The sequence below is a fragment of the Arthrobacter sp. Soil_N43 genome, assembly GCF_057655195.1.
Genome location: NZ_JBDGML010000129.1, coordinates 19,869 through 42,839, shown reverse-complemented (window position 1 = coordinate 42,839; position 22,971 = coordinate 19,869). Strand labels below are relative to the sequence as shown.

Sequence of the window (22,971 nt, the reverse complement as noted above, 5' to 3'; positions counted from 1 at the left end):
CAATCACCTGCGTGCGTCACCAGCCTGGCGCCTGCGGGAGCTTCGTTGCCCCCGCCATCCGGCCCGCGTAAAGTCAGCGCAGTATGACTACGTTCGTTGGGGACACATCAACCATAGGAGCCGTGAATGTTCGTCAAAGTGTGCGGGCTGAGTACGCCTGAATCGATCCGGGAGGCAGTTGACGCAGGAGCGGACGCGGTGGGCTTTGTACTGACGGCCAGCCCCCGGGTGGTCTCCCCGGCACAGGTCACCGAGCTGCTCAGCAGCGTTCCGGACCGAGTGGCCGCCGTCGGCGTTTTCCGCCACGAACCGGCCACGGACGCCGTGGCGATAGCCCGTGCGGCCGGCCTCGAGTGGATTCAGCTTCACGGCGACCGGACCCCGGAAGACGTCAAGACCGCCCACGACGCCGGCATGAAAGTCATCAGGGCCGTCACCATGGATGCCGCCCCGGACACCTTCGCGAACTGGGGAGAAGAGCTGCTCCTCGTTGACGCGGCCGTCCCCGGGTCGGGGGAGAGCTGGGACTACGGCTCCATGCGCACCAAGGGCCTCGAGGGACGCGACTGGATCCTCGCAGGAGGGCTGGACGCCGCAAACGTGGCCGAGGCGGCACGGGCCGCCGGAGCCTGGGGCGTCGATGTCTCCTCCGGCGTCGAGCAGTCCCGCGGCGTCAAGGACCTGGCGAAGATCCGTGCCTTTGTGACGGCCGCGAAAGCCTGACCCGCTGCATAATTCAGGGTTAATTCAGGGCATGCCCCGAGGCGCCCGCCGCACCTGGGGGCGCAGAATGGACAGATGAAGACACTCCTTAACATCATCTGGCTCGTTTTCGGTGGCCTCTGGCTGGCGATCGGCTATTTCCTCGCCGGCGTTATCTGCTGCCTCCTGATCGTCACCATTCCCTGGGGCATCGCGTCGTTCCGGATCGCCTCGTACACGCTCTGGCCGTTCGGCCGCATGGTGGTGGACAAGCCCGGAGGAAACGGAGTGTTCGCGCTGATGGGAAACGTGATCTGGCTCCTTGTGGCAGGCATCTGGATCGCGATCGGGCACGTGGTCACCGCGATCGCCATGGCACTCACCATCATTGGAATCCCGCTGGCCATCGCTAACCTCAAGCTCATCCCGGTCTCGCTTATGCCGCTGGGCAAGCAGATCGTTCCTACCGGTACGCCGTTCGTGGCCGGCTACCGCTGACACGGGGCCGGTGCCGGGGCCTGCGCTCAGTGGTGGCGTTCAGCGGCCCGACGCCTGCAGCTCGCCTGTAAGATTTCGCCGGGCAGCCTCTAGCCACAGTTCGCGGCCACGTTCCGTGTTGAACAGCGGATCGAGTTCCAGCAGGTGGCGGACGACGGCGGCCCTGCCGGCCGCGAAGTCGGCGTCCCCGATGTGCGCGTAGTCTTTCCGGACGGCGGCCACATACCGCGAGTACGGCTCAGGTTCGCCGCCGAGGACGGACAGATCCGCGTCGCAGAGGAGGGCGCCGTCGTCGTCCCCGGGTGCCGGCCGGTGGTCGGAGGTGAGCAGGACCAGGCGCGCCACCTCATCGACGTCATTGGCGGGGAGGCCAGCTTCGGCGAGCCGGAGCTCGGCGAGCCGCGCCGACTCTTCCTCATCCTGGCCGGCGACACCGCGGTAGACGGCGTCGTGGAACCAGGCCGCGAGCAGCACCGTGCGCGGAGGACCGGCGGGTGCCGTGAGCAGGTCCAGTGCCTCGAGCACCGCCAGCAGGTGGGTGCAGCCGTGGTACGTGCGGTGGCTTTCGCTCCACCGGTCCAAGAGGTCCAGGAACAGTGCGTCGTGGCCGGGCATCACCGTGTTCCAGCGGTTCAGCAGTGGGATTTTCAGCGACTTGTTCCGCTCCCGGGCAGGAATCCGCAATCCGCTCGCAATGAGTTTCCGGACCAGGATCCGGGCTTCCACGGGAACGGCACCGGCGGCCACCAGCGAGGTGTAGCGGCGTTCCGGGACATCGTAATGGTCGCCGTCAAAGGCCCGCTCGGGTATCCCGGCCGCCGCAGCGAAGGCATGCAGCTCCTCCAGGGAGGTGTCGGAGATCAAGTGGGAAAAGTGCGTTTCGTGCGCAGGCCAAAGAGGCGGATCCAGGTAAATGGCCATGGAGCAAAGTCTAGTCTTCGGGGCGCCTGCTCACTCTTCCAGCTTGGAGCTGACCAGCTCCGCTATGTACTTCGATGTCCGTTCAGCAGGCCAGGAGGCGGGTATGCGCAGCTGGAAGCAGGGGACTCCGGACAGCGCCCGACGCGCCACGGCGGCCTTTTGCCCGAAGTGGTCCTCCAGCGGGACGATTCCCGTAGCGCCCAGCGCTTCGATCAGCCGCCGAGACACTGCGGGCAGTCCCGCGTGGAAGTTGCCCACAACCCGTGACGTCATCCATTCCGCACTCCGCGATTCCAGCCGCGCGTCGCGGCCGTCAAAGTGCTCAAGGAAGATGGCCAGACGGGTGAGTGCAGCTGACGAAATCCGGCCTGGCCCAAACAGCTGCTCCGGGGCCACCATCTGGCGCTCTTGGGCCCACCGTCGGGCAAAGGCCCCCGGGTACCGCTCCAGCACCGGCTGCGCGGACGCCGCCAGCCGTGCGGCGGATCGGGCCAGCCATTCCGGCGCAGCCGGCTGGGGCAGCAGGGAGAAGAACGCGGCCGGGTGTCTGGTTCCTCCCGGCAGGGCAGACGGCATCGGCTTCGCGCAGCCCAGGAGCATGCCGTCCGCGTCCAGGAACGCCCAGTCATCGGACATGAACTGCACGCCGGGTTGTGCGGCGAGCCTGGCTACGATGCGGGGCTCCACCGCTCCCGAGGCCGGCAGCAAGACTCCGGAACCGCGGTACTCCACAGCTGCGGCATGAATCATGGCTACGTTGGCTCTGATGCACAGGCTGTCCAGCAGTGGTATGAGTGCAGACAGCAGTTCACCGCGCCCCTGGACCACGTACCCGTGCCGGTTTGCCACGATCTGGACCTGGTGCGCGGGCAGGTAGAGTGAGCCCTCCGTGAAGCGGTGTCCGTCGGCGTGGGACTGCTCCGGGACCGGAGTCAGGATCCCGCTGAAGCGGAGCCTCAGCGGAGCCCGTGATCCGCCCCGGAACGGCGCCAGCACCTGGTGCAACTCCGACCCGCCCGGCGTGCCGGAGTCCACATCAATGCCCACGAGACCGTGGACGTCGAAACTCGCTCCGGCCGACGCGTCTGAGTCCTTCATTACGTCCTTTAAGGCTTGCGGGTTAGGTCGTCTCGGCCTTCAAAGGCTGTAACGGAGGCTTGCCAGGGCGGGAATCAGCTGACTTCCCGCCAGCTGCCGGCGGCAACGTCCTGTCCTGGTTCCGTTCCAAGCGCCCCGCCGGGAAACCTGCGGCCCTGGACGTAGCCGAACGTGGTGACAGCAAGTACGGCAACAACCGTCGCGGCCCGGCGCAGTCCGTCCTTGTCCTTGCCCATCAGCCAGTCCTTGACTCCTATGAATACGGCGCGGGGAAGCACCCTCCGGACGTAGCGGCGCTCTGGGCCGAGAGCCCTCTTGTGTCCCACGACCTTGCTCACCTGGGCCTTGGAAATCCCCTCGGACCAGGAACGGCTCAGCATGTATTTCAGGGAGCCGCGGGCGGCCGGGACGAAGTGGCGCACCATGGCCTCGGGCTCGTAGACGATCCGGGAGCCGGGGGAGCCGATGACCGCTCGGATGCAGATTTCAGTCTCTTCGCATCCGAGGGGCAATGTACCCTGGCGGCCGAGGGCCGTGTTGAATCCGCCCACGCCGGTCAGCACCTCTGAACGGAATGACATGTTCGCCCCGATGACGTTGCGGACCTCGGCGGCGACTTTGGGCAAGCCCCTGTGGCTGCACCCGACGATCCAGTCGAGCTCCTGGGCAAAATAGCCTGGCCGGCCGGCCTCCCAGTCGGGATCAACCCGGCCGCCCACCGCCAGCACATCGGGATCGTCATAGAGGGCCGTCAGCCGCTCCAGCCAATCGGGTGCAGCCTGGGCGTCGTCGTCGAGGAAGGCGACGATGCCGGTGGTCGCGGCACTGACACCCGTGTTCCGGGCCCCGGACAGGCCCTTTGCCCCGGTGTTTTCGAGGATCACCACATCAGACACGGAAAAGATGAGCCGTTTGTAGAGGTCGCTGTTGTAGTCGACGACGACGATCGTCTGCCGCGGGCGGACTGTTTGGGCGCGGACGGAGTCGACCGCCGCCATGAGCATGTCCCACCGGTCTTCCGTGTAGGAGCAAATGACGACTGAAACGTCCAGGGCGTCGGCAGGCCGGGTCATCTCATTCACCCGCCATGACGCCGAGGACCGTACGGGGGTCCGTGGGGACGTGCGGGAAGGCAATGCTGGGATACTTGTACTTCACCCGTCTCAGCGCCTCGGGCCGGGCCCCGGCCGTGGGTGCCTCCCACCCGACGTATTCGCGGGCCAGGGTACGCAAGACCCGCCAGCCGTCACGGAACGTGTTGAGATTCGAGTTGCCGGAAATCCTCGAGAGCTCACGGCTGGGTACCTCGGCAATGCGGAGGCCGGCCCGGGAAGCCCGCACGATCAGTTCCGTTTCGATTTCAAAACCGTCCGACTCCAGCTCGAGGACCTGCAGGCACTCGCGGCGCATGGCGATGTAGCCGTAGCACAGGTCCGAATAATCACTGCGGAGCACCATGTTGGCCAGCCCGGTCAGCGCCCGGTTACCGGCGCTGCGCAGAAAAGTGATGTCGTCCGAGCCGCCGCCCGTGACGTAGCGAGATCCTTTGACAAAGTCGAAATCATGCTGCAACGGCGAGACGAACCAGCCGATCTCGTGAGGGTCCATGCTCCCGTCGGCATCCAGCATGACAATGATGTCGCCGGTGGCCGCGGCCAGGCCCGCCCGCACGGCGACGCCCTTGCCCTTATTGGGCTCGGCCACCACCACCACGTCGAGTCGAAGGGCCCGCGCCACGTCCACGGTGCTGTCCAGTGAGCGTCCGTCAACGATCACTACCTCGTCTACATACGAGGGCATTCGGCGAAGCACCCAAGGAAGGTTCAGGGCCTCATTCAGCGTGGGGATCACGACACTGACGGAAGGCATGCTTGCAGGGAGCGCAGTTGTTGGGCTCTGTGTTGAAAGAAGTATCGGGATGGTCACTAACCTCACCACTCAATGGAGTCGTTTGCTTTTGCCTCAGTAGCAGGATTTCCTGGCTGCTAAGCCCAGGACGTAGACCCGGCACTCGCTGCTACTGGAGGCAACTTGCTTGCACTCCCCCTCGTCTAAGTTTGATTTGCTGACTTGTGAAAAGCTTGGAATTGGTTGAAGGCCTCCTGCGTTTTCGGCCTGTCCGCGCACCCCTTTTGGGGCTATTGAGTGCGGGACGCTCCAATGCGAGACTTTCCCCATGTGGATTGCCCGCCGGCGGGGGGTTTCACCGGGCAGTTCATACCGGCCCGGACTATTCCGGCTGCTCGTTTCCTCGGCAGCGCTGATGCTGGCCGGGTGCAGCGTTGCTGCCGTGGAACGGCCCAAAGCGTCCACTCCGTCGCCGTCCCAAAAGGCCGCGGGCGACCTCCCCGGCTGGAAGCAGGTGTTCTGGGAAGATTTCGACCGGGGGGATGTTCCGGTTGGAGAGTTCCCCGGCGACGCCTACAGGCCGAAGTGGAGCGCGGGATACAAGGACGGCACACCGGACACGGCCGGCCAAAAGGGCAAGAATTCGGGGTACTACCCGAACAAGGTCCTGAGTGTGAAAGACGGCGTGCTGGACTGGTACCTCCACTCTGAAAACGGCGTATCCATGGGGGCGGCGCCCAGGCCAAAGTTCCCCAACAAGGCGGAGAACCCGCGGCGGGACAACAGCATGCTGTACGGCAGGTACTCGGTCCGCTTCAAGGCTGATTCCCTGAAGGGGTACAAGATGGCGTGGCTTCTCTGGCCGAACAGCAACAAGTGGCCCAGGGACGGCGAGATCGACTTCCCGGAAGGGGATCTCTCCGAATCACCCCACGGCGCCGTGCACTTCAGGAGTGACGATCCTGCCGACTTCAAAATGTTCGACACGAACAAGACGTTTACTCGGTGGCACGTGGCCACCACGGAGTGGAGCCCCGGCAAGGTGGAGTTTTTCCTTGACGGGCGCTCGATCGGAGCCGCAACCAAGAACATTCCCAAGACCCCCATGCACCTGATCCTGCAGACCGAGTCATGCCTGCCAAAATGCCCGAATTCCACGACGGAAGGGCACGTCCAGCTGGACTGGATTGCGGTGTGGACGCGGGCCGAGTGATTACTTCTTCTCGATGGCGAAGGAATCCCTGAACGAGGAGCCCTCGGCGGGAACGAATGCGGCGTCGAGACGGTCCGGTGTTGCAGTCACATCCAGCGTGCCGAACGCCGCCCGGCGGTTCTGGCCCGACCAGGCCGCGAAGAAGCGGATCTCCGAGTCGTCCTCCTTCACCTGGTGCAGGCCTGCTCCGCCGAGGCCTGAGGTGGCAAAAACCGTGCCGGCGCCCTTCACCATGGCCTCGTCGGAATCCGTAATGCAGGCTTCCGAAAAGCTCCCGGGGACCAGTGCGGTGCAGCGATCGCCGAGGCTCAACTGGTGGGTCCGCTGGTACGAGTGGTTGTGCCCGGACAGGACGAGGTCCACCTTTTTCTCCATCAGCATGTTCGTGAGGTCTTCCCCGGCCAGGCAGTCGTATTTGCCGATGCTGAGGCAGGGCGTGTGCATGCCCACCACGGTCCAGGGAATCTTCCGTGACTCGGCCCCGTCCACCGCCGCCGCGGTCCAGCGCCAGCGCGGGCTGTTTTTCGAATAGTCCAGCACATTGCCGTCATGGAATTTGATGCCGGGCGACAGCATGATGATCCGCACCAAGGGCTTCTGTTCCGGAACGTCCACGTACCACTGCGTTCCGTATTCCCCCGTGAGGCCCGGAAGCCTGTTCGGCAGGCACTGGACGAAGTTTCTTATGTCGCCGTCGTGTCCGTCGCTCTCATGATTTCCAGTGACCAGCTCGTACGGAAAATCAGCCCCCAGCTTGTCGGTGACCATGGCGCAGAACTCTTTTTCGATTCCTGCCTGGTAGGTGAAGTCACCCAATGCAAGGTTCAGCTGGGGCTTCAGGCCCGCGATGGTGTCCAGCACCCGTTTGGCGTCCTTGCCGACGCCGATGTCCCCTTGCGCGGTGAAGTGGACAGACTGTATGGCGGAGGCGGTAACCCCCGCCGAACCGCTCGGGCCCAGGGTCGCGGGAGAGGGTGCAGCCTCCGACAGGGCAGGTGTGGCCGCCGGGGGAAGCTGCGTAGCAGGCGGGGGAAGCTGTGAAGTGGCCGGCAGGCACCCCGTCAGGAACAGTGTCAGGAACAACGTCGTCACGGCGGCCGCACCAAGGCGGGCGTCCGCCCGTAGCCGCGTACCTGCACGTCCGGTGTTCCGTCCGGTGTTCCGTCCGGTGTTCTGTCCAGTGTTCCGTGCAGTTTTCGGTCCAGTCATGATCCCTCGCATCGGCTAACGGAACCTGGCGCCGCAGACCAGGCTGAGGCGAAAGCATGAACATGCCTAGGCCATAGCGTAACTCCGCAGGCCCGGCCCAAACCAGAGATCAGGGCCGCCCGCACCCGTGAGTAGGGGGAGAGCGCACGCCGGCAGTCCGACCAAAGGCTTGTGGCGCAACTGCGGAGTAATGTTGGAGTAAAGTCCGCAAAATCGGACTATCCTTGGGAAATGGCCATGATCCGCGTTTCCGAGGCCGCCCGCTTCCTGGGCGTGAGTGACGACACCATCCGCCGCTGGACTGAGTCCGGCAGCCTGACGCCGCACAGGGACGCGTCCGGGCGGCTGGCCGTGGACGGCCTGGAACTGGCCCGGCTTGCCGGCAAGCAGGCCCACCTTCCGGACGACCCGTCCAGGGCGGGCAGTTCGGCACGCAACCGCTTCGTGGGACTGGTCACCGGCATCACTGCCGACAAGGTCATGGCACAGGTGGAACTGCAGTGCGGGCCCTTTCGGGTGGTGTCCCTGATGAGCAGCGAAGCCGTCCGTGAACTTGGGCTCGAACTGGGATCAGTAGCCACCGCCGTCGTCAAAGCCACCACCGTCATTGTGGAAACGCCTCGGGGGAGGAGCGCCTGATGAAGTTCCGCCGCATCCGCGCCGTCCTGCGGGCTGCTTCCACACTGCTGGCCGTTTCCATACTGCTGGCCGCCGGGGCGTCGGGCTGCGCCCCGGACTCGCCCGGAAACCCGGCGGCCAGTGGCACCCCTCAGCGTTCCGGTACCCTCACCGTATTCGCGGCGGCTTCCCTCAAGGCAACCTTCACCCGGCTCGCCGCTGAATTTGAAAGCCGCAATCCCGGCATTACGGTCACGCTGAGCTTTGCCGGGTCGTCGGACCTGGCCACACAGATCTCCCAGGGTGCCCCCGCTGACGTGTTCGCCTCGGCTGACACACGGAACATGGCCCGCCTTTCGGACGCCGCGCTCATTCACGGTCAGGCTGCTAACTTCGCCACCAACATCCTGGAAATCGCTGTCCCGGCAGGCAACCCGGCGTCGATCTCGTCTTTCGCCGATCTCGCCAGGCCGGGCGTGAAGGTCGTCGTCTGTGCCGGCCAGGTGCCGTGCGGCGCGGCCGCGGAAAACGCCGAACGGGAAGCCGGGACGGTGCTCGAGCCCGTGAGTGAGGAATCATCCGTCGCCGACGTCCTGGGCAAGGTCGTCTCGGGTGAGGCTGACGCAGGCCTGGTTTACGCCACTGACGTGAAGGGGGCCCGCGGCAAGGTCGAAGGCATACCGTTCCCCGAGGCCGGCAAGGCCGTGACCACTTATCCGATCGCGGCGGTCGAAGGCAGCCGGAACAAGGAGTTGGCGGCGGCGTTCATCGCCCTGGTTACCGGCAGTGACGGGCAGAAGACCCTGTCGGACGCCGGTTTCGGCGCCCCGCCGGCGGAAGGCCGCCCGAGCCAATGAAGGCCGGTCAGCGGCGGAGCCCCGGCGCCTACACCGGCATTCCGTCCTGGATCTACGGCGTGGCGGCGGCGGGCGGACTGCTCGTTGTGCTCCCGCTCGCGGCCATGGTGGCCAAGGTCAACTGGGCACAGTTCATTCCGCTGGTGACGTCCGAGTCGTCGCTCACCGCCCTGGGCCTCAGCCTGCGCACGTCCGCGGCGAGCACACTGCTGTGCATCGTGCTCGGCGTTCCGCTGGCGTTGGTGCTGGCCCGGGGCAGCTTTGCCGGGCAGCGGCTGCTCCGTTCCTTCGTGCTGCTGCCGCTGGTGCTCCCGCCTGTGGTGGGTGGTATTGCGCTCCTTTACACGTTCGGCAGGCAGGGCCTCCTGGGCCGGAGCCTGGAGGTGCTGGGGATCCAGATCGCCTTCTCCACTGCCGCCGTGGTCCTCGCCCAGACGTTCGTGGCGCTGCCGTTCCTCGTGGTGAGCCTGGAGGGCACGCTGCGGACCGCCGGCGGGCGTTACGAGGCCGTGGCGGCAACACTCGGCGCACGTCCCGGCACGGTCCTCCGCCGGGTAACGCTGCCCCTGGTCCTGCCCGGCCTGGCCTCCGGAGCCGTGCTGTCGTTCGCGCGGAGCCTCGGTGAATTCGGTGCCACCCTGACGTTTGCGGGCAGCCTGCAGGGTGTCACCCGCACGCTGCCGCTGGAGATTTACCTCCAGCGCGAAACCGACGCCGACGCCGCCGTCGCGCTTTCCCTTGTTTTGGTGGCGGTCGCCGTCACCGTGGTCGCGGTGTCCTACCGCGGCCCGCGGCGGCTGCCGGCCGGACCATCCGGTTCGGAAAGGCGTACGACGTCGGTGCCCGCCCGGGACGGCGGCGTGCAGTGAGCTTCCGGCTGGAGGCCGCGGTGGCGGCGCGCGGCTTTGATGTGTCCCTCACCGTGGGCCCTGCGGAGACCGTGGCGATCATGGGTCCCAACGGTGCAGGAAAGTCCACCCTGCTGGCCGTCATCGCCGGGCTGCTGCACCCGGACTCGGGCAGGGCTGACATGGGGGGCAGGGTCCTGTTCGACCTTGGCTCCGGCCGGTCCACGTGGACGGCGCCGCATCACCGCGGCACCGCCCTGCTGGCCCAGGAGCCACTCCTTTTCCCGCACCTGAGCGCCCTGGAGAATGTGGCGTTCGGCCCCCGAAGTCGGGGTGAATCCCGGCGTACCTCGCGGAAAACGGCGCTTCACTGGCTCGGCGCCGTGGACGCCGGAGGCCTGGCCGGCCGGCGGCCTGCCGAGCTCTCCGGCGGGCAGGCCCAGCGGGTGGCCGTAGCCCGGGCTCTGGCGGCGGATCCCGGGCTGCTGCTGCTCGATGAACCCATGGCCGCCCTGGACATCCATGCCGCCCCGCTGCTGCGCAGGCTTTTGAAGCGTGTACTCGCCGGGAGACGGGCCATCATCGTCACGCACGACGTCCTGGACGCGCTGATGCTGGCAGACCGCGTGATCGTCCTCGAGGACGGCAGGATCATCGAGTCCGGTCCCACACGCGACATTCTGCAGCGGCCGCGGAGCAGGTTCGTGGCCGGTATGGCCGGGCTCAACCTGATACCCGGCACCCTGACGGAACATGGCCTCAGGACCGCCGCCGGCCAGCACATTGCCGGACAGCACGACTCCCTCCTGGACGCGGAAGCGGCTGCCGCGGGGCCCGGCGTGGAAGAATGGTCTGGTTTGGACGCGGGGGCCGCCGCTCCCGGCCAGGCAGGTGTGGCAGTGTTCCCGCCGTCGGCTGTTTCGGTCTTCCTGACCGAAGCGCACGGCAGCCCCCGGAATTCCTTTCCGGTCACGATCACGGACCTGGAGCCGCACGGCGACCAGATCCGCGTCCGGGCGGGGGAACTCTTCGCGGACGTCACGCCCGCTGCGTCAGCAGACCTGGGACTCGCGCCCGGAATGGCCGTGTTCTTTGTGATCAAGGCCGGAGCCGTGTCCGTCTACCCGGCATGAGGCGGGCATGCCCACAGAATGACCACTGCCGACCGTCCGGCCCCTTGCGAAGGAGAGAGTTCTTGAAGACCGCCAATGCCCTGGCCGCTATTGCCGTTGCCGCCGCACTGCTGGCACCCCTGCCCGCCGCCGCAGCCCCCATAGGGGAGGGATATCCCGACGCTACGGGAGAGGGGAGCGGAGACAGGACCATGAACCGGAAGGTGGCCGGCGGCAGCCCGACCTCCATTTTTGCGGCTCCCGCGGCGGCCCAGATCTCGTTCGATGCAGCGGGCACCGACGTGCGCTGCGCCGGGAGCCAGATCTCGGCCAATTGGGTCATCACGGCCAAGCACTGCAACTCACAGAGCCTCAGGTCGGTCCGCCTCGGCAGCACGTACCTGGAGGCGTACGGGGCTGTCCGGACTGTCGCTGCCCGCTACGCGTCACCCATGGGTGACCTTTTGCTCCTTAGGCTGTCCACGCCATACTCCGGCGCCACTGTGAGTCTTTCCGCTTCCCTGCCGGCCTCCGGCACGGCGGCCAAGGTCTACGGCTGGGGCTACCAGGCTGAGGGATCCGGCTCCATGTCCTATTTCCTGAAGACGGCCGATGTCACTGTCACCGGCCCGGGATCAGACAGCTACGGCGGTGCGTCGGTCAGCACCCGGTCGCAGTCGGGGCACCCCGTCGGCGGCGACTCCGGCGGTCCGCTGATGGTCGACGGCAAGCTGGCAGGTGTTCTTTCCGAATCCAGCGTCCTGCCTGCAGGGAACACCTCTGACTATTCCCAGTACTACAGCGACCATGCGTCCATAGCCCGGAACCTCGACTGGATCACCCGCATCAGTGGCGTCATCGGCTCCTGACTCCACCCTGACTCCGGCTCCTGACCCTGGCTCAGGAGCCGGTCCGAGGGCTACATCCCCGGCAGGTCCAGGGCTTCGTAGACCTGGATGGTGGCGCCGGGCATCATGAGGTGCGGGTGCCCCTCCAGCAGCGCGAGGGCGCCGTCCTCATCCTCGGCCTGGAGAATGCCGTAACCGCCAACGTGCGTGCTGGTGTCGGAGGTGCCGGTGGCGCTGATCTCCTTGCCCGTCCCCAGCGGATTGCCCATGTCGACGATCCCGTCGCCTGCGCGCTGAGCCCATTCCATCCACGCCTTCATGCCTTCCTGGGCGGCTTCAGGGCTGCTTTCTGCCATTTGCGCTTGCGCCGACTGCGGGGCGGTGTAAAGAACAACGAACTTCTTCATTGCGGCTCCTCGGTTCGAGTATGCGATTAACTGTCGTCGCTGGTCACAGGTCGATCCTAGGGGGATCCGGGCGGCAGGGATACAGTTCAAGAGCGATGGTTTTCCCGAAGTTCATCTGCCCTGCGGGGCCGTTTCGCTGTGGGCAAACCTGGGTCCAGACACGCCTGCTGCAAAGTTGAGCGTAGTAGACTCAACTTAGTAATCCCATCCCGAAAGGAGCTCTCTTTGGACGTCAAATTCACCACCAAGAGCCAGGAGGCTCTTTCGGCGGCCGCAATGAATGCGTCGACGGCGGGAAACCCCCAGGTTGAGCCGGCGCACCTGCTGAAGGCGCTGATGGATCAGCGCGAGGGCGTCGCCGTCGCCCTGCTCCGTGCCACCGGCACGGATCCCGACGCCGTCAGCGTGCAGGCAAGCAGCGCCATCAAGAACCTGCCGGCCACATCAGGCAGTTCGGTCCAGCAGGCGCAGCTGTCGCGCACCGCCCTGCAGGCCATCCAGACGGCGCAGAACGAGGCCGACCGGCTGGGGGATTCGTTCGTCTCCACCGAGCACCTGCTGCTCGGACTCTCAGCGGGAAGCGACGGCGTCGGGAAGCTCCTGCGCAACGCTGGAGCCTCCCATGAGGCGCTGCTCGCCGCCCTGCCCGGGGTGCGTGGAGACCGCAAGGTCAACACCGCGGATCCGGAAAACACCTTCCAGGCGCTGGAGAAGTTCGGCACAGACCTGACGGCGACGGCCCGCTCCGGCAAGCTGGACCCCGTGATCGGACGGGATGCCGAGATCCGTCGCATCATCCAGGTGCTGAGCCGCCGGACCAAGAACAACCCGGTGATCATCGGCGAGCCGGGCGTCGGTAAGACCGCCGTCGTCGAGGGGCTGGCGCAGCGGATCGTGGCCGGCGACGTCCCGGAGAGCCTGCGCGGCAAGACCCTGGTTGCCCTGGACCTCGCCTCCATGGTGGCGGGCGCCAAGTACCGCGGCGAATTTGAAGAGCGACTCAAGGCTGTCCTGGAAGAAATCAAGAACTCGGACGGGCAAATCGTCACCTTCATCGACGAGCTCCACACGGTGGTGGGTGCCGGCGCCACGGGGGATAGCTCCATGGATGCCGGCAACATGCTCAAGCCCATGCTGGCCCGCGGCGAGCTGCGCCTGATCGGTGCCACCACACTTGACGAGTACCGGGAGAACATCGAGAAGGACCCGGCCCTGGAACGCCGCTTCCAGCAGGTCTACGTGGGTGAGCCCAGCGTGGAGGACACCATCGGCATCCTCCGCGGTCTCAAGGAACGCTACGAGGCCCATCATAAGGTGGCCATTGCCGACTCCGCCCTCGTCGCCGCAGCCACGCTGTCCAACCGCTACATCTCGGGGCGCCAGCTGCCGGACAAGGCGATCGACCTGGTGGACGAGGCCGCCTCCCGGCTCCGCATGGAGATCGACTCGGCTCCGGAGGAGATCGATCAGCTGCGGCGCCAGGTGGACCGGCTGACCATGGAGGAACTGGCCCTCGCCAACGAGAAGGACGCCGCTTCCGTGGAGCGGCTGGCCGCCCTGCGGGCGGACATGGCGGACAAGAAGGAGGAGCTGTCCGCACTGAATGCCCGCTGGGAAGCGGAGAAGGCCGGCCTGAACAGGGTGGGCGACCTGAAGGCCAAGCTGGACGAGCTGAGGTCCACGGCGGACAAGGCGCAGCGGGAGGGTGACCTGGAGACCGCCTCACGCATCCTCTATGGCGAGATTCCGGCCCTGGAGCGCGAGCTGAACGCCGCCGCGGAGGCAGAGGCCGCCGTCGGGGATAAGTCCTCGCAGATGGTGGCCGAGGAAGTCACCGCGAACGACATTGCCGAGGTGATCTCGGCGTGGACCGGCATCCCGGCCGGACGCATGCTGCAGGGCGAAAGCCAGAAGCTGCTGCACATGGAAGAGGAGCTCGGCAGGCGCCTGATCGGCCAGTCCAAGGCGGTGCAGGCGGTGTCTGACGCCGTGCGCCGGGCCCGTGCCGGCATCAGCGACCCCAACCGGCCCACCGGCTCATTCCTGTTCCTCGGTCCCACCGGCGTGGGTAAAACCGAGCTTGCCAAGGCTCTGGCGGACTTCCTCTTCGACGACGAGCGCGCCATGGTGCGGATTGACATGTCCGAGTACGGCGAGAAGCACTCCGTGGCCCGGCTGGTCGGCGCGCCCCCGGGTTACGTGGGCTATGAGGAGGGCGGCCAGCTGACCGAGGCCGTCCGCCGCCGCCCCTACTCGGTGGTGCTGCTCGACGAGGTAGAAAAAGCCCACCCGGAGGTCTTCGACATCCTCCTGCAGGTGCTCGACGACGGCCGCCTCACCGACGGCCAGGGCCGCACCGTGGACTTCCGCAACGTGATCCTGGTGCTGACGTCCAACCTCGGAAGCCAGTTCCTGGTGGACCCCACCCTGGATGCGCAGGCTAAGCGCACGGCCGTGATGGCCACCGTAAACGCGTCCTTCAAGCCGGAGTTCCTGAACCGCCTGGACGAAGTGGTGCTGTTCGATGCCCTGACCGTGAAGGAACTGGCCCGGATCGTCGAACTGCAGGTGGCAGATCTCTCCAGCCGCCTCCACGAGCGGCGGCTCTCACTCGAGGTGACCGAGGGCGCCCGCGCCTGGCTGGCCATGTCCGGCTTCGATCCGGCCTATGGAGCCCGCCCGTTGCGGCGCCTGGTACAGCGTGAGATCGGCGACCGCCTGGCCAAGGCCATCCTTGCCGGCGACATTTCCGACGGCGACACGGTGCTCGTGGATACCGCGACCGACGTCGACGAACTCACCATCGAGGGGCTGGAGGCCATGGGAACGCCCTCCGCCGGCACCCCCGCCGGAAGCGGACTCTCGGTGCGCCGCAAGGGCTAAGCCTGCGGAGGACCCAGCGGGCTGGCGTCAGGAATGCCCTGGCGTCAGCCCTGCGGGAGAAGGCTGGCCTTGATGATGTTTCCCGACGCGGAAGTAACGTAACAGTCCACCCGGCGGTCCCCCTGCCGCCAGCTGTCGGGGCTGGGGTAGGCGAGTTGGTACGTCAGGACATAGGCGTTGGTCTTGCTGGTCAGCGCCGCAGCCTGGCATGCCTCGCGGCCCTTTGCCTTCATGGCCTTGGCGCCGGGGTAGGAATCCCCGGTGGGGTATTGGTGGACGGCCACAAGTTGGGCGGAATGCCCCGACGTGCAGGCCACCACCGTGGCGTTGGCCGCCGAGGCGTCAAAATCCTTGAAGCAGTCCCCAACCCTGAAGTCCAAGGGGCTTACGCCCTTCACGGGAAGGCTGGGGCGCGCTGTTGCCCGGGGCGCGGCAGAGGACGCGGATGCCGCGGCGGGGCCGGGCTCGCCGATGGTCTGCAGGGTGGCACCGGCCAGCAGCGAACCGAGGATCCACAGGAGCAGGCCGGCCACCACGAGCAACGCGACCAAGAAGCCCGCTTTCATGAAGTTCTGCTGCAGGCCCGGCCGGACCTCGCCGGCGGCATTCGCTGCGTACCCTGACGGAATATCCTGCGGGCTGGAGGGCCCGGGGCGCGAGGCCTCTGGATCGGAGGGCCGCGGGTCAGCTTGCACCGGCGAATCAGGCTGCGCAATTCGCGGCGGGACAGCCGGGGGCGGCGGGACGGGCCGCGGCCCGGCGCCGGGGACTGGATTGCCTTCATTCAATGGCTCGGCACCCCTTCCTTGCGGTTTCGCGGCCTCGGACCCTGCTTCCTCTGTTTCACTCGTTCAGGAGACTCTACCGAAAAATTCCCCTCCAACCCCATGATTGCCGCGGTTTTGGTCCCGACGCCGGCCCGTGCGACGCGCCCGTGGCGAGCAGTGACCGCCGAAAGCATGTAATCTAGGGATACGACAAATTGACCAAACATTCCGGGGCCTCACCGATAGCCAAGGTGACCACCTCCGGTCCAAGTACAAAAGGGGGTCACGCCATGGGGCGCGGCCGTCAAAAGGCAAAAGCTACCAAGCAGGCTCGGGACATTAAGTACTACTCCCCGAACACTGACTATTCGGCCCTTCAGCGTGAGCTCACGGGTCCGGGCAGTCGTGCCACGAGCCATTTCGCGAATGAACCGGTCGAACCGGACTATTCAGCCTACGTGGATAAGTACGCGGACGATTTGGAAGACGACGACGACGAGGTAGATACCCGTCGGATCGGTTAGTCGCTACAACTGCAACCTGCCGTAAGGCGTTCGGTTGCGCGCGGCGTCATACCCTCCTGTTCGTCGTTATCCCGTCGTCAGATTTCGGCACCCTTCGTTTCCGAAGGAGCCTTCTAAGAAGGCTCTCTTAAGCGATGGCCGCCACCAATTACCAGGCCCGTCGGGGCACGCCAGCCATTGGCGTGCCCGGCGGGTTTTCTGCTGCCCGGCCGCAGGGTGCCTGGTCCGGGGCCTTCTCCGCCGTGCCCGTTCACGTCTAGGCTGTTAGGGGTTTGGTCTGGCGAAGGGATGGGCAGCAGCATGGTTCAGCGAAGCGGCTACACCAAAGGGGAGGTGTGCTGGGCGGACGTCCAGACTCCGGATGTTGCGGCGGCCAAGTCTTTTTATGCCGCAGTGTTCGGCTGGCGTTACGAGGACCTGCCCACCCGGGACGGACGCAGTTACTCGAAGGCCTTCATCGACGGCGACGTTGTCGCAGTCGTGGCGCCGCAGAATCCCGCCCAGCAGACGTCGGGCACCCCGGCGCAGTGGAACGTGTACTTCTGTGCGGATGACGCCCGGGAAGTGGCGGAGGAGGCGCGGCACGCGGGCGGGACAGTGCAGTTCGGCCCCGAAGAAGTGGGTGACACCGGCGTCATGGTGTTCCTGGAACCGCCCGGGGGCGGCACCACCGGCGTCTGGCAGGCGGGAACGCACGCAGGCAGCGGGCGGCACAACGAACCTGGAGCGTTCGCGTGGGCCGAACTCCTGACGCCCGAACCGCAGGCCGCCGTCGGATTCTTCCAGCAGATATTCGGTCACGAGGTCACCGAATATCCGCAGGACGACGGCGGGACGTACACCACCCTGATTGTCGGCGGCTCGGAGGTGGCGGGCATTGCCCCCGCGCCCGAGGACGAGGGCGCAGACGCGGGCGCCGGTCCGGAGGAAGCATCCGCGCCGGGCGACGGCGAGGTGCGCGCCCGGCTGGGCTGGCAGGTCTATTTCGGAGTTTCCAGCGTCAAGGAAGCCGTGCTGGCGGCAGTGACGGCGGGCGCTGAAGTGCTCGTGGAGCCGGAATTCGACGAGGATGCCGGGAGTATCGCCACGCTGAAGGACCCGCAGGGCGGAGTGTTCAGCGTCCTGGAGGTTGACGTACCGAAGGGTTAGGCATCCAGTGCTCCCGACCGGCCCCCTCGCCTCGCAAGCTCGGCCAGGGAACCCTGCCGGCGTGGGCCCAACCCGCCGTTATGAACCTTCTAAACGGCAGTTACGGAGCACTCGATGAGTTAATTAGGCGTAGGTGTTGACCATCCGGACGGCGCCGCCGTCGACGCCCTTCGCGCCCTGGACGTAGTCCGGGCCGGTCTTGAGGATGTCGTCGGAGTCGGCGCTGACCGTGCCCATGATCCAGGACGGCAGGCCGCGCTCGTTGAGGCGGGCCACTGCGGCGTCAGCGACGTCTGCGGAGACGATGGCCACCATGCCCACACCGAGGTTGAGCGTACGCTCGAGGTCAGCCAGCGGGACGCGGCCAAGCTCCGAGACCAGCTTGAAGATGGCCGGCAGCTCCCAGGTGGCGCGGTCCACTGTGGCCACAAGGCCCTGCGGCAGGACACGGGCCAGGTTGGCTGCAAGTCCGCCGCCGGTGACGTGGCTGAAGCCGTGCACGGCCTTATCCGAGCCCACTGGGAAGGTCCGGGCCAGGTCCAGGCAGTCAGCGGCGTAGACGCGGGTGGGTTCCAGCAGCTCCTCACCCAGCGTGCGGCCGAGTTCGGACACCTGCCGGTCCAGGGCCCAGCCGGCGTGGTTGATGACGCGGCGGACCAGCGAGTAGCCGTTGGAGTGGAGGCCGGAGGACGCCATGCCAATCACCACATCGCCCGCGCGGACGCGGTCCGGGCCCAGCAGGGCATCGGCTTCAACAACACCGGTGGCGGCGCCGGCGACGTCGTATTCGTGCTCGCCCAGCAGGCCCGGGTGCTCGGCCGTTTCGCCGCCCACCAGGGCGGTGCCGGCCACAGAGCAGGCTGCCGCGATGCCGCGGACGATGTCCGCGATGCGCTCCGGGACCACCTTGCCGCAGGCGATGTAGTCGGTCATGTACAGCGGCTCGGCGCCCACCACCACGATATCGTCCACCACCATGCCCACCAGGTCGAAACCGATGGTGTCGTGGATGTCCATGGCCTGGGCGATGGCCACCTTGGTGCCGACACCATCCGTGGAGGTGGCCAGCAGGGGCCGCTTGTAGGTCAGCAGCTTCGAGACGTCGTACAGTCCGGCAAAACCGCCGACGCCGCCAATCACCGAAGCGTTGTGCGTCGCCTTGACGGCATCCTTCATGAGTTCGACGGCGCGGTCTCCCGCTTCGACGTCGACGCCGGCGGACGCGTACGTAATGCCGGCGTTGCTCTGCGCCAAATTGTTCTGCGCCAAACCGTTCTGGGCGGCGTTCATGTCAGCAGTGGGGGAGGCGGAAGTCATACGGACTCTTTCTTGTCAGCGCCGACGGGGGCAGCGTCGTGGTGGACGTCAGGCACGCGGTCGGCCTCGGTCAGCAGGTTCTCAAATTCGGAATCCGGTCCCGGGTCGCAGCCCGTTGCGCCGGGCTTCTCCGCCGGGTCTTCCGTGACGGTGATGGTGTCCGGGTTGCCGGGGGTGGCTGCGGCCGGTCCCGGCGCAGCCGCGGCGGCGCCGGAGCGGGCACCGGCGGCGGGGAGGCCGCCGAGGTCCGTGCGTTCGAGCAGGTTCTTGCCCAGCTTGTCCGAGCCCGGAAGCTCGATGGGGTACTTGCCGGTGAAGCAGGCGGTGCAGAGGCGTTCCCGGGGCTGCCGGGTGGCGCCGATCATGCCGTCCTCGGAGATGTACGCCAGCGAATCCGCGCCGATGGCCTGGGAGATTTCCTCGATCGTGGCGCCGTTGGCGATCAGTTCCGCGCGGGAGGCGAAGTCGATGCCGTAGAAGCAGGGCCACTGGACGGGCGGGGAGGAGATCTTCACGTGCACGGCGGCTGCGCCGGCCTCGCGGAGCATGCGGACGATGGCGCGCTGGGTGTTGCCGCGGACGATCGAGTCGTCCACCACCACCACGCGCTTGCCGCGGATCACGGATTCCAGGGCGTTGAGCTTGAGCCGGATGCCGAGCTGGCGGAGCGTCTGGGACGGCTGGATGAACGTGCGGCCCACGTAGGAGTTCTTGACGAAGCCATGGGCGAACGGGATGCCGGATTCCTCGGCGTAGCCCACGGCGGCCGGGGTTCCGGATTCGGGCACCGGGATGACGATGTCCGCTTCCTGGGTGTTTTCGCGGGCCAGCTGGCGGCCCATCTCCACCCGGGACTCGTACACGGAGCGCCCGGCGATCGCGGCGTCGGGGCGGGCGAGGTAGACGTATTCGAACACGCAGCCGGCCGGCGTCGGCTCTGCGAAGCGCTGGGACCGCACGCCCTGCTCATCGATGGCGATGAATTCGCCGGGTTCGATCTCACGGATGAAGCTGGCGCCAACGGTGGCCAGCGCGGACTGTTCCGAGGCGACCACCCAGCCGCGCTCCAGCCGGCCGAGGCAGAGCGGACGGATGCCGAACGTGTCGCGGGCCGCGTAGAGGGTGCCTTCGTCCATGAACACGAAACAAAAGCCGCCCTTGATCTTCGGGAGCAATTCGATGGCGGTCTGTTCGAGGGTCTTGCCCTCTTCGCCTTCGAGCAGTGCCGTGACCAGTGCGGTGTCCGAGGTGTTGCCCTGCTTCATTTCGCCGCTGAGCTGGCCGCCGTTGCGGTCGTTGATCATGGCGTTGAGCTCGGCCGTATTGGTCAGGTTGCCGTTGTGGGCCAGGGCGACCGTGCCGGTGGCCGTGGCGCCGAGGGTGGGCTGGGCATTGGCCCAGTGGCTGGCGCCGGTTGTGGAATAGCGGCAGTGGCCGACGGCCAAGTGCCCGGTCAGGGTGTTCAGCGTGGTCTCGTCGAAGACCTGGGATACGAGGCCCATGTCTTTGTAGACGTTGATCCGCTTGCCGTCGCTGGTTGCTATGCCAGCCGACTCCTGACCGCGGTGCTGCAATGCATACAGCCCGTAATAGGTGAGTTTTGCTACTTCTTCACCTGGTGCCCAGACCCCGAAGACGCCGCAAGCGTCCTGAGGGCCTTTTTCGCCAGGGAGAAGATCATGAGAAAGTTTTCCATCGCCGCGTGCCACTGGTCGATTATCTCACGTGATGGGGTAGGGAACTTCCGCCGGCCGGTTTATGACCGGAGGCCCGGCTCGTTGCCGTTGTCCTGCCGGTGCCCGGGAGCAGGGTGCTCCTCCGCGCCACTCCCGGGCTGTTCCGCGTCAGGAAGCGGAGGCCCGGCCTCGGGCCCAGCCTCCGGGACAGCCTCGACAACGCCCTGGCGCGCCCGCCTGACGCTTAGCCGGTCCAGGATCAGCGCCGCAATTGCGCCGAGGATCACACCGCCGGCACCGCACAGGACCATGAAGAAGCCGAAGACGGTGCCGGGGTCGTAGGTGGCGTTGCCCGGCAGCGCATAGGCGATCACTGCCGCCACGGCGATGCCCACGAGCCCGCCCAGAATCAGGAACGGGACGTACTTGGGGGCGCGTCGTACGGTGATCTCGCGCCGTTCAGGAATTTCGTGCCGTTCGGGGGTGGGGTCGTCAGAGGCCATGCCATCTAGCCTACTGTCCGGGCCGTGCCAGATCAGATTCGGAGTCAGACCAGCACGGAAGCGTCCACCAGCCGCTGCCGCTGCTCGCCCAGCACGTCGCCGCCGGACATCCGCATCACGTCCCCGTTCCTGAGGTACGGGTAGCGGCCCGAGAGCGCTACACCGGCCGGAGTGCCGGTGGTGATCAGGTCCCCGGGCTCGAGCACCATGTACTGCGAGACCCGGCGGACTAGCTCGGCCGCGCCGAAGACCATGTCCTGGGTCGAACTTTTCTGTCGCGGCTCGTCGTTGACCCAGGATGCGAGCTCGATGCTGCCGGGGTCCGCCGAGGCAGCGGGTACCAGCCATGGACCCAGCGGGTTGAACGTCGGGCAGGACTTGCCCAGCGACCACTGCGGCCCGGAATGCTCCAGCTGGTATTCGCGCTCCGAGACGTCGTTGGACAGCACGTACCCTGCGATGCAGACAGCGGCAGCGGCATTGGACTGCAGGTAGCTGGCGCGCTGGCCGATCACCACTCCGAGCTCCACCTCCCAGTCAACGCGCTGGGCGCCGGGTGGGATCACGACGTCGTCGTTGGGCCCCACCACGGTGTTGGGGTGCTTGAAGAAGATGATGGGCCGCTCCGGCGCAGGGAGGCCCGACTCGGCGGCGTGCGCGGCATAGTTCAGCCCGACGCCGATCACCGCACCCGGGCGGGCGATGGGGGCGCCGATCCGCTTGCCCTCGACGGAGACGTGCGGCAGGCCCGCCACGTCAAGGTCGTCCAGCCGATGTGCCCAGGTTTCCAGGAAGGCGCCGTCGATGTCGGAGGTGACGGGTCTCAGGTCATACGCCTTCCCCTCGTCGTCGATGATGACCGGGATCTCGTTCCCGGTTGTGCCAATGCGCATCAGCCGCATGCTTGTCCTTTCAGCTTCCGCGGTAGGTGGAGTAGGCGAACGGGCTCAGCAGCAGCGGCACGTGGTAGTGCTCGGGGCCGGTCACCTCGAAGACGAGGTCCACCTCGGGAAAGAACGTGGCCGTGCCGCTTTTTGCGTAGTAGTCGCCGGTGGCGAAGTTGAGCCGGTAGTTGCCCGGGGCCAGTTCCTCGGGGCCGAGGTCTTTCGCGCGGCCGTCCGCATCGGTGGTGCTGCCCGCCAGCTGAGTCCAGCGGCCGCCGTCGTCCGCGTAAAGCACGACGGCGACGCCCGCCGCCGGGCGTCCGGCGCCGGTGTCCAGGATGTGCGTGGTGACGTGGGAAACACTCATTCGCTGATCACTCCTTCGAGGCGCAGCAAGGCGATCTCGCGCAGTTGCTGGGCCACAATGACGTCTTCTTGGGCGGGGCTGTTGGCAAGGCGCTCGTTCAGGGCGGCCAGGATTTCGGGTGCTGTTCGGCCGGCGGCGCGGATCAGGAAAACGCGGCCGAACTTCTCCTCATACGCGCGGTTTCCGGCAGCCAGTGCCTCCGCGGCCGCCGCGTCCTCCGGATCGACGCCGGCCTGCTCCGAACGGGACATGGACGCCTCCGCGGTTGCCGCCGTCGGGCGTTCACCGATCCGCGGGTGGTGCGCCAAGGCGGCGTCGACCTCGTCCGGCGTGAACGGCGAGGCGGCGTCACGGGCGAAGCCGAGCAGCGCATCGCCGGAGGCGAAGGGGCGGGCGTCGGCGATCTGGTCCACCCAGCGCTGGATGTCGATGCAGGGCCGGAGGACCGCGCTGGCGTCTGCGCGGTCCGCTTCATTGAATTCGGCAAGCTTCATGCTTGATGATCCCTCGTGCTGGTGCTGGCATCCACGGTGACGGCTATGCGGCATGCCGGGTCTTCTCCCGGCGAGGCTGGAACTCCCCTTGGAGTTCCAGTCTTCCGCATCGTGGAACTGTTATTTCAGCATACGTAATAGTGAAGCGGAATGGCCCAGAGAATGTCAAGAGACACCAGACCATTACCTAGCCCCGCATTGCCGCAAACCAAGTGGTAAAAGCTGATT

24 protein-coding genes are annotated in these 22,971 nt (G+C 66.6%); 11 read left to right on the top strand and 13 right to left on the bottom strand.

Annotated features, from left to right (window positions below; translation table 11 throughout):
- Nucleotides 1-126 precede the first annotated feature (126 nt).
- Both AC3A3W_RS21195 and AC3A3W_RS21190 read left to right on the top strand, forming a co-directional pair.
- Complete coding sequence (locus AC3A3W_RS21195) at nt 127-723, top strand: phosphoribosylanthranilate isomerase (RefSeq protein WP_487445093.1); 597 nt, start codon at nt 127-129, stop codon at nt 721-723.
- A gap of 75 nt (nt 724-798) precedes the next feature.
- Nucleotides 799-1,200: a YccF domain-containing protein gene (locus AC3A3W_RS21190; protein ID WP_487445092.1), complete on the top strand. Its 402-nt coding sequence runs from the start codon at nt 799-801 to the stop codon at nt 1,198-1,200.
- Nucleotides 1,201-1,239: 39 nt separating this feature from the next.
- Here the strand turns inward: AC3A3W_RS21190 and AC3A3W_RS21185 are convergent, their stop codons facing one another.
- The 4 genes from AC3A3W_RS21185 to AC3A3W_RS21170 all read right to left on the bottom strand — a co-directional run bounded on the left by AC3A3W_RS21185 (nt 1,240) and on the right by AC3A3W_RS21170 (nt 5,088).
- On the bottom strand, nt 1,240-2,121 hold the full coding sequence (locus tag AC3A3W_RS21185) for a DUF4031 domain-containing protein (protein WP_487445091.1): 882 nt from the start codon (nt 2,119-2,121) through the stop codon (nt 1,240-1,242).
- A 30-nt stretch (nt 2,122-2,151) separates the two neighbouring features.
- Nucleotides 2,152-3,219 (bottom strand): hypothetical protein, encoded by a 1,068-nt coding sequence (locus AC3A3W_RS21180; RefSeq protein WP_487445090.1) that lies wholly within the window; start codon nt 3,217-3,219, stop codon nt 2,152-2,154.
- A 74-nt stretch (nt 3,220-3,293) separates the two neighbouring features.
- Entirely contained in the window at nt 3,294-4,292 is a 999-nt protein-coding gene (locus AC3A3W_RS21175; RefSeq protein WP_487445089.1) for a glycosyltransferase, read from the bottom strand.
- A 1-nt stretch (nt 4,293) separates the two neighbouring features.
- The gene (locus AC3A3W_RS21170; RefSeq protein ID WP_487445088.1) at nt 4,294-5,088 is read right to left on the bottom strand and encodes a glycosyltransferase family 2 protein; all 795 of its coding nucleotides are present in this window, start codon (nt 5,086-5,088) and stop codon (nt 4,294-4,296) included.
- A gap of 307 nt (nt 5,089-5,395) precedes the next feature.
- Between AC3A3W_RS21170 and AC3A3W_RS21165 the strand changes: the two genes are divergently transcribed.
- Nucleotides 5,396-6,280 (top strand): glycoside hydrolase family 16 protein, encoded by an 885-nt coding sequence (locus tag AC3A3W_RS21165; RefSeq protein WP_487445087.1) that lies wholly within the window; start codon nt 5,396-5,398, stop codon nt 6,278-6,280.
- On the opposite strand, the gene AC3A3W_RS21160 is transcribed toward AC3A3W_RS21165, so the two are convergent.
- Nucleotides 6,281-7,489, bottom strand: coding sequence for a metallophosphoesterase (locus AC3A3W_RS21160; protein ID WP_487445086.1), 1,209 nt, complete (start codon nt 7,487-7,489; stop codon nt 6,281-6,283).
- Nucleotides 7,490-7,720: 231 nt separating this feature from the next.
- Here AC3A3W_RS21160 and AC3A3W_RS21155 point away from each other — a divergent pair, with 231 nt between their 5' ends.
- From AC3A3W_RS21155 to AC3A3W_RS21135, 5 genes are all read left to right on the top strand, one after another.
- Entirely contained in the window at nt 7,721-8,128 is a 408-nt protein-coding gene (locus AC3A3W_RS21155; protein WP_309993803.1) for a TOBE domain-containing protein, read from the top strand.
- A complete protein-coding gene (modA, locus tag AC3A3W_RS21150) occupies nt 8,128-8,964 on the top strand; it encodes a molybdate ABC transporter substrate-binding protein (protein WP_487445085.1) in 837 nt (278 codons plus the stop codon). The genes AC3A3W_RS21155 and modA overlap by 1 nt, the downstream gene beginning before the upstream one ends.
- Nucleotides 8,961-9,833, top strand: coding sequence for an ABC transporter permease (locus tag AC3A3W_RS21145; RefSeq protein WP_487445084.1), 873 nt, complete (start codon nt 8,961-8,963; stop codon nt 9,831-9,833). The genes modA and AC3A3W_RS21145 overlap by 4 nt, the downstream gene beginning before the upstream one ends.
- Nucleotides 9,830-10,945 carry a sulfate/molybdate ABC transporter ATP-binding protein gene (locus AC3A3W_RS21140; protein WP_487445083.1) on the top strand — a complete coding sequence of 372 codons (1,116 nt, stop codon included), beginning with the start codon at nt 9,830-9,832 and terminating at the stop codon, nt 10,943-10,945. Before AC3A3W_RS21145 ends, AC3A3W_RS21140 begins: the two co-directional genes overlap by 4 nt.
- A gap of 62 nt (nt 10,946-11,007) precedes the next feature.
- Nucleotides 11,008-11,793: a S1 family peptidase gene (locus AC3A3W_RS21135; protein WP_487445082.1), complete on the top strand. Its 786-nt coding sequence runs from the start codon at nt 11,008-11,010 to the stop codon at nt 11,791-11,793.
- 50 nt (nt 11,794-11,843) lie between these two features.
- Here the strand turns inward: AC3A3W_RS21135 and AC3A3W_RS21130 are convergent, their stop codons facing one another.
- On the bottom strand, nt 11,844-12,179 hold the full coding sequence (locus AC3A3W_RS21130; RefSeq protein ID WP_487445081.1) for a YciI family protein: 336 nt from the start codon (nt 12,177-12,179) through the stop codon (nt 11,844-11,846).
- 225 nt (nt 12,180-12,404) lie between these two features.
- Between AC3A3W_RS21130 and clpB the strand changes: the two genes are divergently transcribed.
- Entirely contained in the window at nt 12,405-15,062 is a 2,658-nt protein-coding gene (clpB, locus tag AC3A3W_RS21125; RefSeq protein ID WP_487445080.1) for an ATP-dependent chaperone ClpB, read from the top strand.
- 44 nt (nt 15,063-15,106) lie between these two features.
- Here clpB and AC3A3W_RS21120 read toward each other — a convergent pair whose 3' ends face one another.
- The gene (locus tag AC3A3W_RS21120) at nt 15,107-15,757 is read right to left on the bottom strand and encodes a septum formation family protein (RefSeq protein ID WP_487445079.1); all 651 of its coding nucleotides are present in this window, start codon (nt 15,755-15,757) and stop codon (nt 15,107-15,109) included.
- Nucleotides 15,758-16,119: 362 nt separating this feature from the next.
- Between AC3A3W_RS21120 and AC3A3W_RS21115 the strand changes: the two genes are divergently transcribed.
- Both AC3A3W_RS21115 and AC3A3W_RS21110 read left to right on the top strand, forming a co-directional pair.
- Nucleotides 16,120-16,353, top strand: a complete 234-nt coding sequence (locus AC3A3W_RS21115) for a DUF3073 domain-containing protein (RefSeq protein WP_205652002.1) — start codon at nt 16,120-16,122, stop codon at nt 16,351-16,353.
- A gap of 300 nt (nt 16,354-16,653) precedes the next feature.
- Nucleotides 16,654-17,502, top strand: a complete 849-nt coding sequence (locus tag AC3A3W_RS21110) for a VOC family protein (RefSeq protein WP_487445078.1) — start codon at nt 16,654-16,656, stop codon at nt 17,500-17,502.
- Between the two features lie 123 nt (nt 17,503-17,625).
- On the opposite strand, the gene purM is transcribed toward AC3A3W_RS21110, so the two are convergent.
- From purM to uraD, 6 genes are read right to left on the bottom strand one after another with little or no spacing between them, the layout of a single operon-like run.
- Nucleotides 17,626-18,792 carry a phosphoribosylformylglycinamidine cyclo-ligase gene (gene purM / locus AC3A3W_RS21105; protein ID WP_487445136.1) on the bottom strand — a complete coding sequence of 389 codons (1,167 nt, stop codon included), beginning with the start codon at nt 18,790-18,792 and terminating at the stop codon, nt 17,626-17,628.
- 23 nt (nt 18,793-18,815) lie between these two features.
- Nucleotides 18,816-20,528, bottom strand: coding sequence for an amidophosphoribosyltransferase (gene purF / locus AC3A3W_RS21100; RefSeq protein ID WP_487445077.1), 1,713 nt, complete (start codon nt 20,526-20,528; stop codon nt 18,816-18,818).
- A 47-nt stretch (nt 20,529-20,575) separates the two neighbouring features.
- Nucleotides 20,576-20,998 (bottom strand): hypothetical protein, encoded by a 423-nt coding sequence (locus AC3A3W_RS21095; protein ID WP_487445076.1) that lies wholly within the window; start codon nt 20,996-20,998, stop codon nt 20,576-20,578.
- Between the two features lie 44 nt (nt 20,999-21,042).
- Nucleotides 21,043-21,900: a fumarylacetoacetate hydrolase family protein gene (locus AC3A3W_RS21090; RefSeq protein ID WP_487445075.1), complete on the bottom strand. Its 858-nt coding sequence runs from the start codon at nt 21,898-21,900 to the stop codon at nt 21,043-21,045.
- A 10-nt stretch (nt 21,901-21,910) separates the two neighbouring features.
- Entirely contained in the window at nt 21,911-22,249 is a 339-nt protein-coding gene (uraH, locus tag AC3A3W_RS21085) for a hydroxyisourate hydrolase (protein WP_487445074.1), read from the bottom strand.
- Nucleotides 22,246-22,743 carry a 2-oxo-4-hydroxy-4-carboxy-5-ureidoimidazoline decarboxylase gene (gene uraD, locus AC3A3W_RS21080; protein WP_487445073.1) on the bottom strand — a complete coding sequence of 166 codons (498 nt, stop codon included), beginning with the start codon at nt 22,741-22,743 and terminating at the stop codon, nt 22,246-22,248. Before uraD ends, uraH begins: the two co-directional genes overlap by 4 nt.
- Nucleotides 22,744-22,971: the final 228 nt, after the last annotated feature.

Coding starts and splice junctions, on each gene's coding strand:
- AC3A3W_RS21165 (WP_487445087.1), top strand. CDS start 5,396: ATGTGGATTGCCCGCCGGCGGGGGGTTTCACCGGGCAGTTCATACCGG.
- AC3A3W_RS21175 (WP_487445089.1), bottom strand. CDS start 4,292: ATGACCCGGCCTGCCGACGCCCTGGACGTTTCAGTCGTCATTTGCTCC.
- AC3A3W_RS21190 (WP_487445092.1), top strand. CDS start 799: ATGAAGACACTCCTTAACATCATCTGGCTCGTTTTCGGTGGCCTCTGG.
- modA (WP_487445085.1), top strand. CDS start 8,128: ATGAAGTTCCGCCGCATCCGCGCCGTCCTGCGGGCTGCTTCCACACTG.
- AC3A3W_RS21110 (WP_487445078.1), top strand. CDS start 16,654: ATGGTTCAGCGAAGCGGCTACACCAAAGGGGAGGTGTGCTGGGCGGAC.
- uraD (WP_487445073.1), bottom strand. CDS start 22,743: ATGAAGCTTGCCGAATTCAATGAAGCGGACCGCGCAGACGCCAGCGCG.
- AC3A3W_RS21180 (WP_487445090.1), bottom strand. CDS start 3,219: ATGAAGGACTCAGACGCGTCGGCCGGAGCGAGTTTCGACGTCCACGGT.
- AC3A3W_RS21185 (WP_487445091.1), bottom strand. CDS start 2,121: ATGGCCATTTACCTGGATCCGCCTCTTTGGCCTGCGCACGAAACGCAC.
- AC3A3W_RS21195 (WP_487445093.1), top strand. CDS start 127: ATGTTCGTCAAAGTGTGCGGGCTGAGTACGCCTGAATCGATCCGGGAG.
- AC3A3W_RS21155 (WP_309993803.1), top strand. CDS start 7,721: ATGGCCATGATCCGCGTTTCCGAGGCCGCCCGCTTCCTGGGCGTGAGT.
- AC3A3W_RS21170 (WP_487445088.1), bottom strand. CDS start 5,088: ATGCCTTCCGTCAGTGTCGTGATCCCCACGCTGAATGAGGCCCTGAAC.
- AC3A3W_RS21130 (WP_487445081.1), bottom strand. CDS start 12,179: ATGAAGAAGTTCGTTGTTCTTTACACCGCCCCGCAGTCGGCGCAAGCG.
- uraH (WP_487445074.1), bottom strand. CDS start 22,249: ATGAGTGTTTCCCACGTCACCACGCACATCCTGGACACCGGCGCCGGA.
- AC3A3W_RS21160 (WP_487445086.1), bottom strand. CDS start 7,489: ATGACTGGACCGAAAACTGCACGGAACACTGGACAGAACACCGGACGG.
- AC3A3W_RS21145 (WP_487445084.1), top strand. CDS start 8,961: ATGAAGGCCGGTCAGCGGCGGAGCCCCGGCGCCTACACCGGCATTCCG.
- AC3A3W_RS21095 (WP_487445076.1), bottom strand. CDS start 20,998: ATGGCCTCTGACGACCCCACCCCCGAACGGCACGAAATTCCTGAACGG.
- purM (WP_487445136.1), bottom strand. CDS start 18,792: ATGAACGCCGCCCAGAACGGTTTGGCGCAGAACAATTTGGCGCAGAGC.
- AC3A3W_RS21090 (WP_487445075.1), bottom strand. CDS start 21,900: ATGCGGCTGATGCGCATTGGCACAACCGGGAACGAGATCCCGGTCATC.
- AC3A3W_RS21115 (WP_205652002.1), top strand. CDS start 16,120: ATGGGGCGCGGCCGTCAAAAGGCAAAAGCTACCAAGCAGGCTCGGGAC.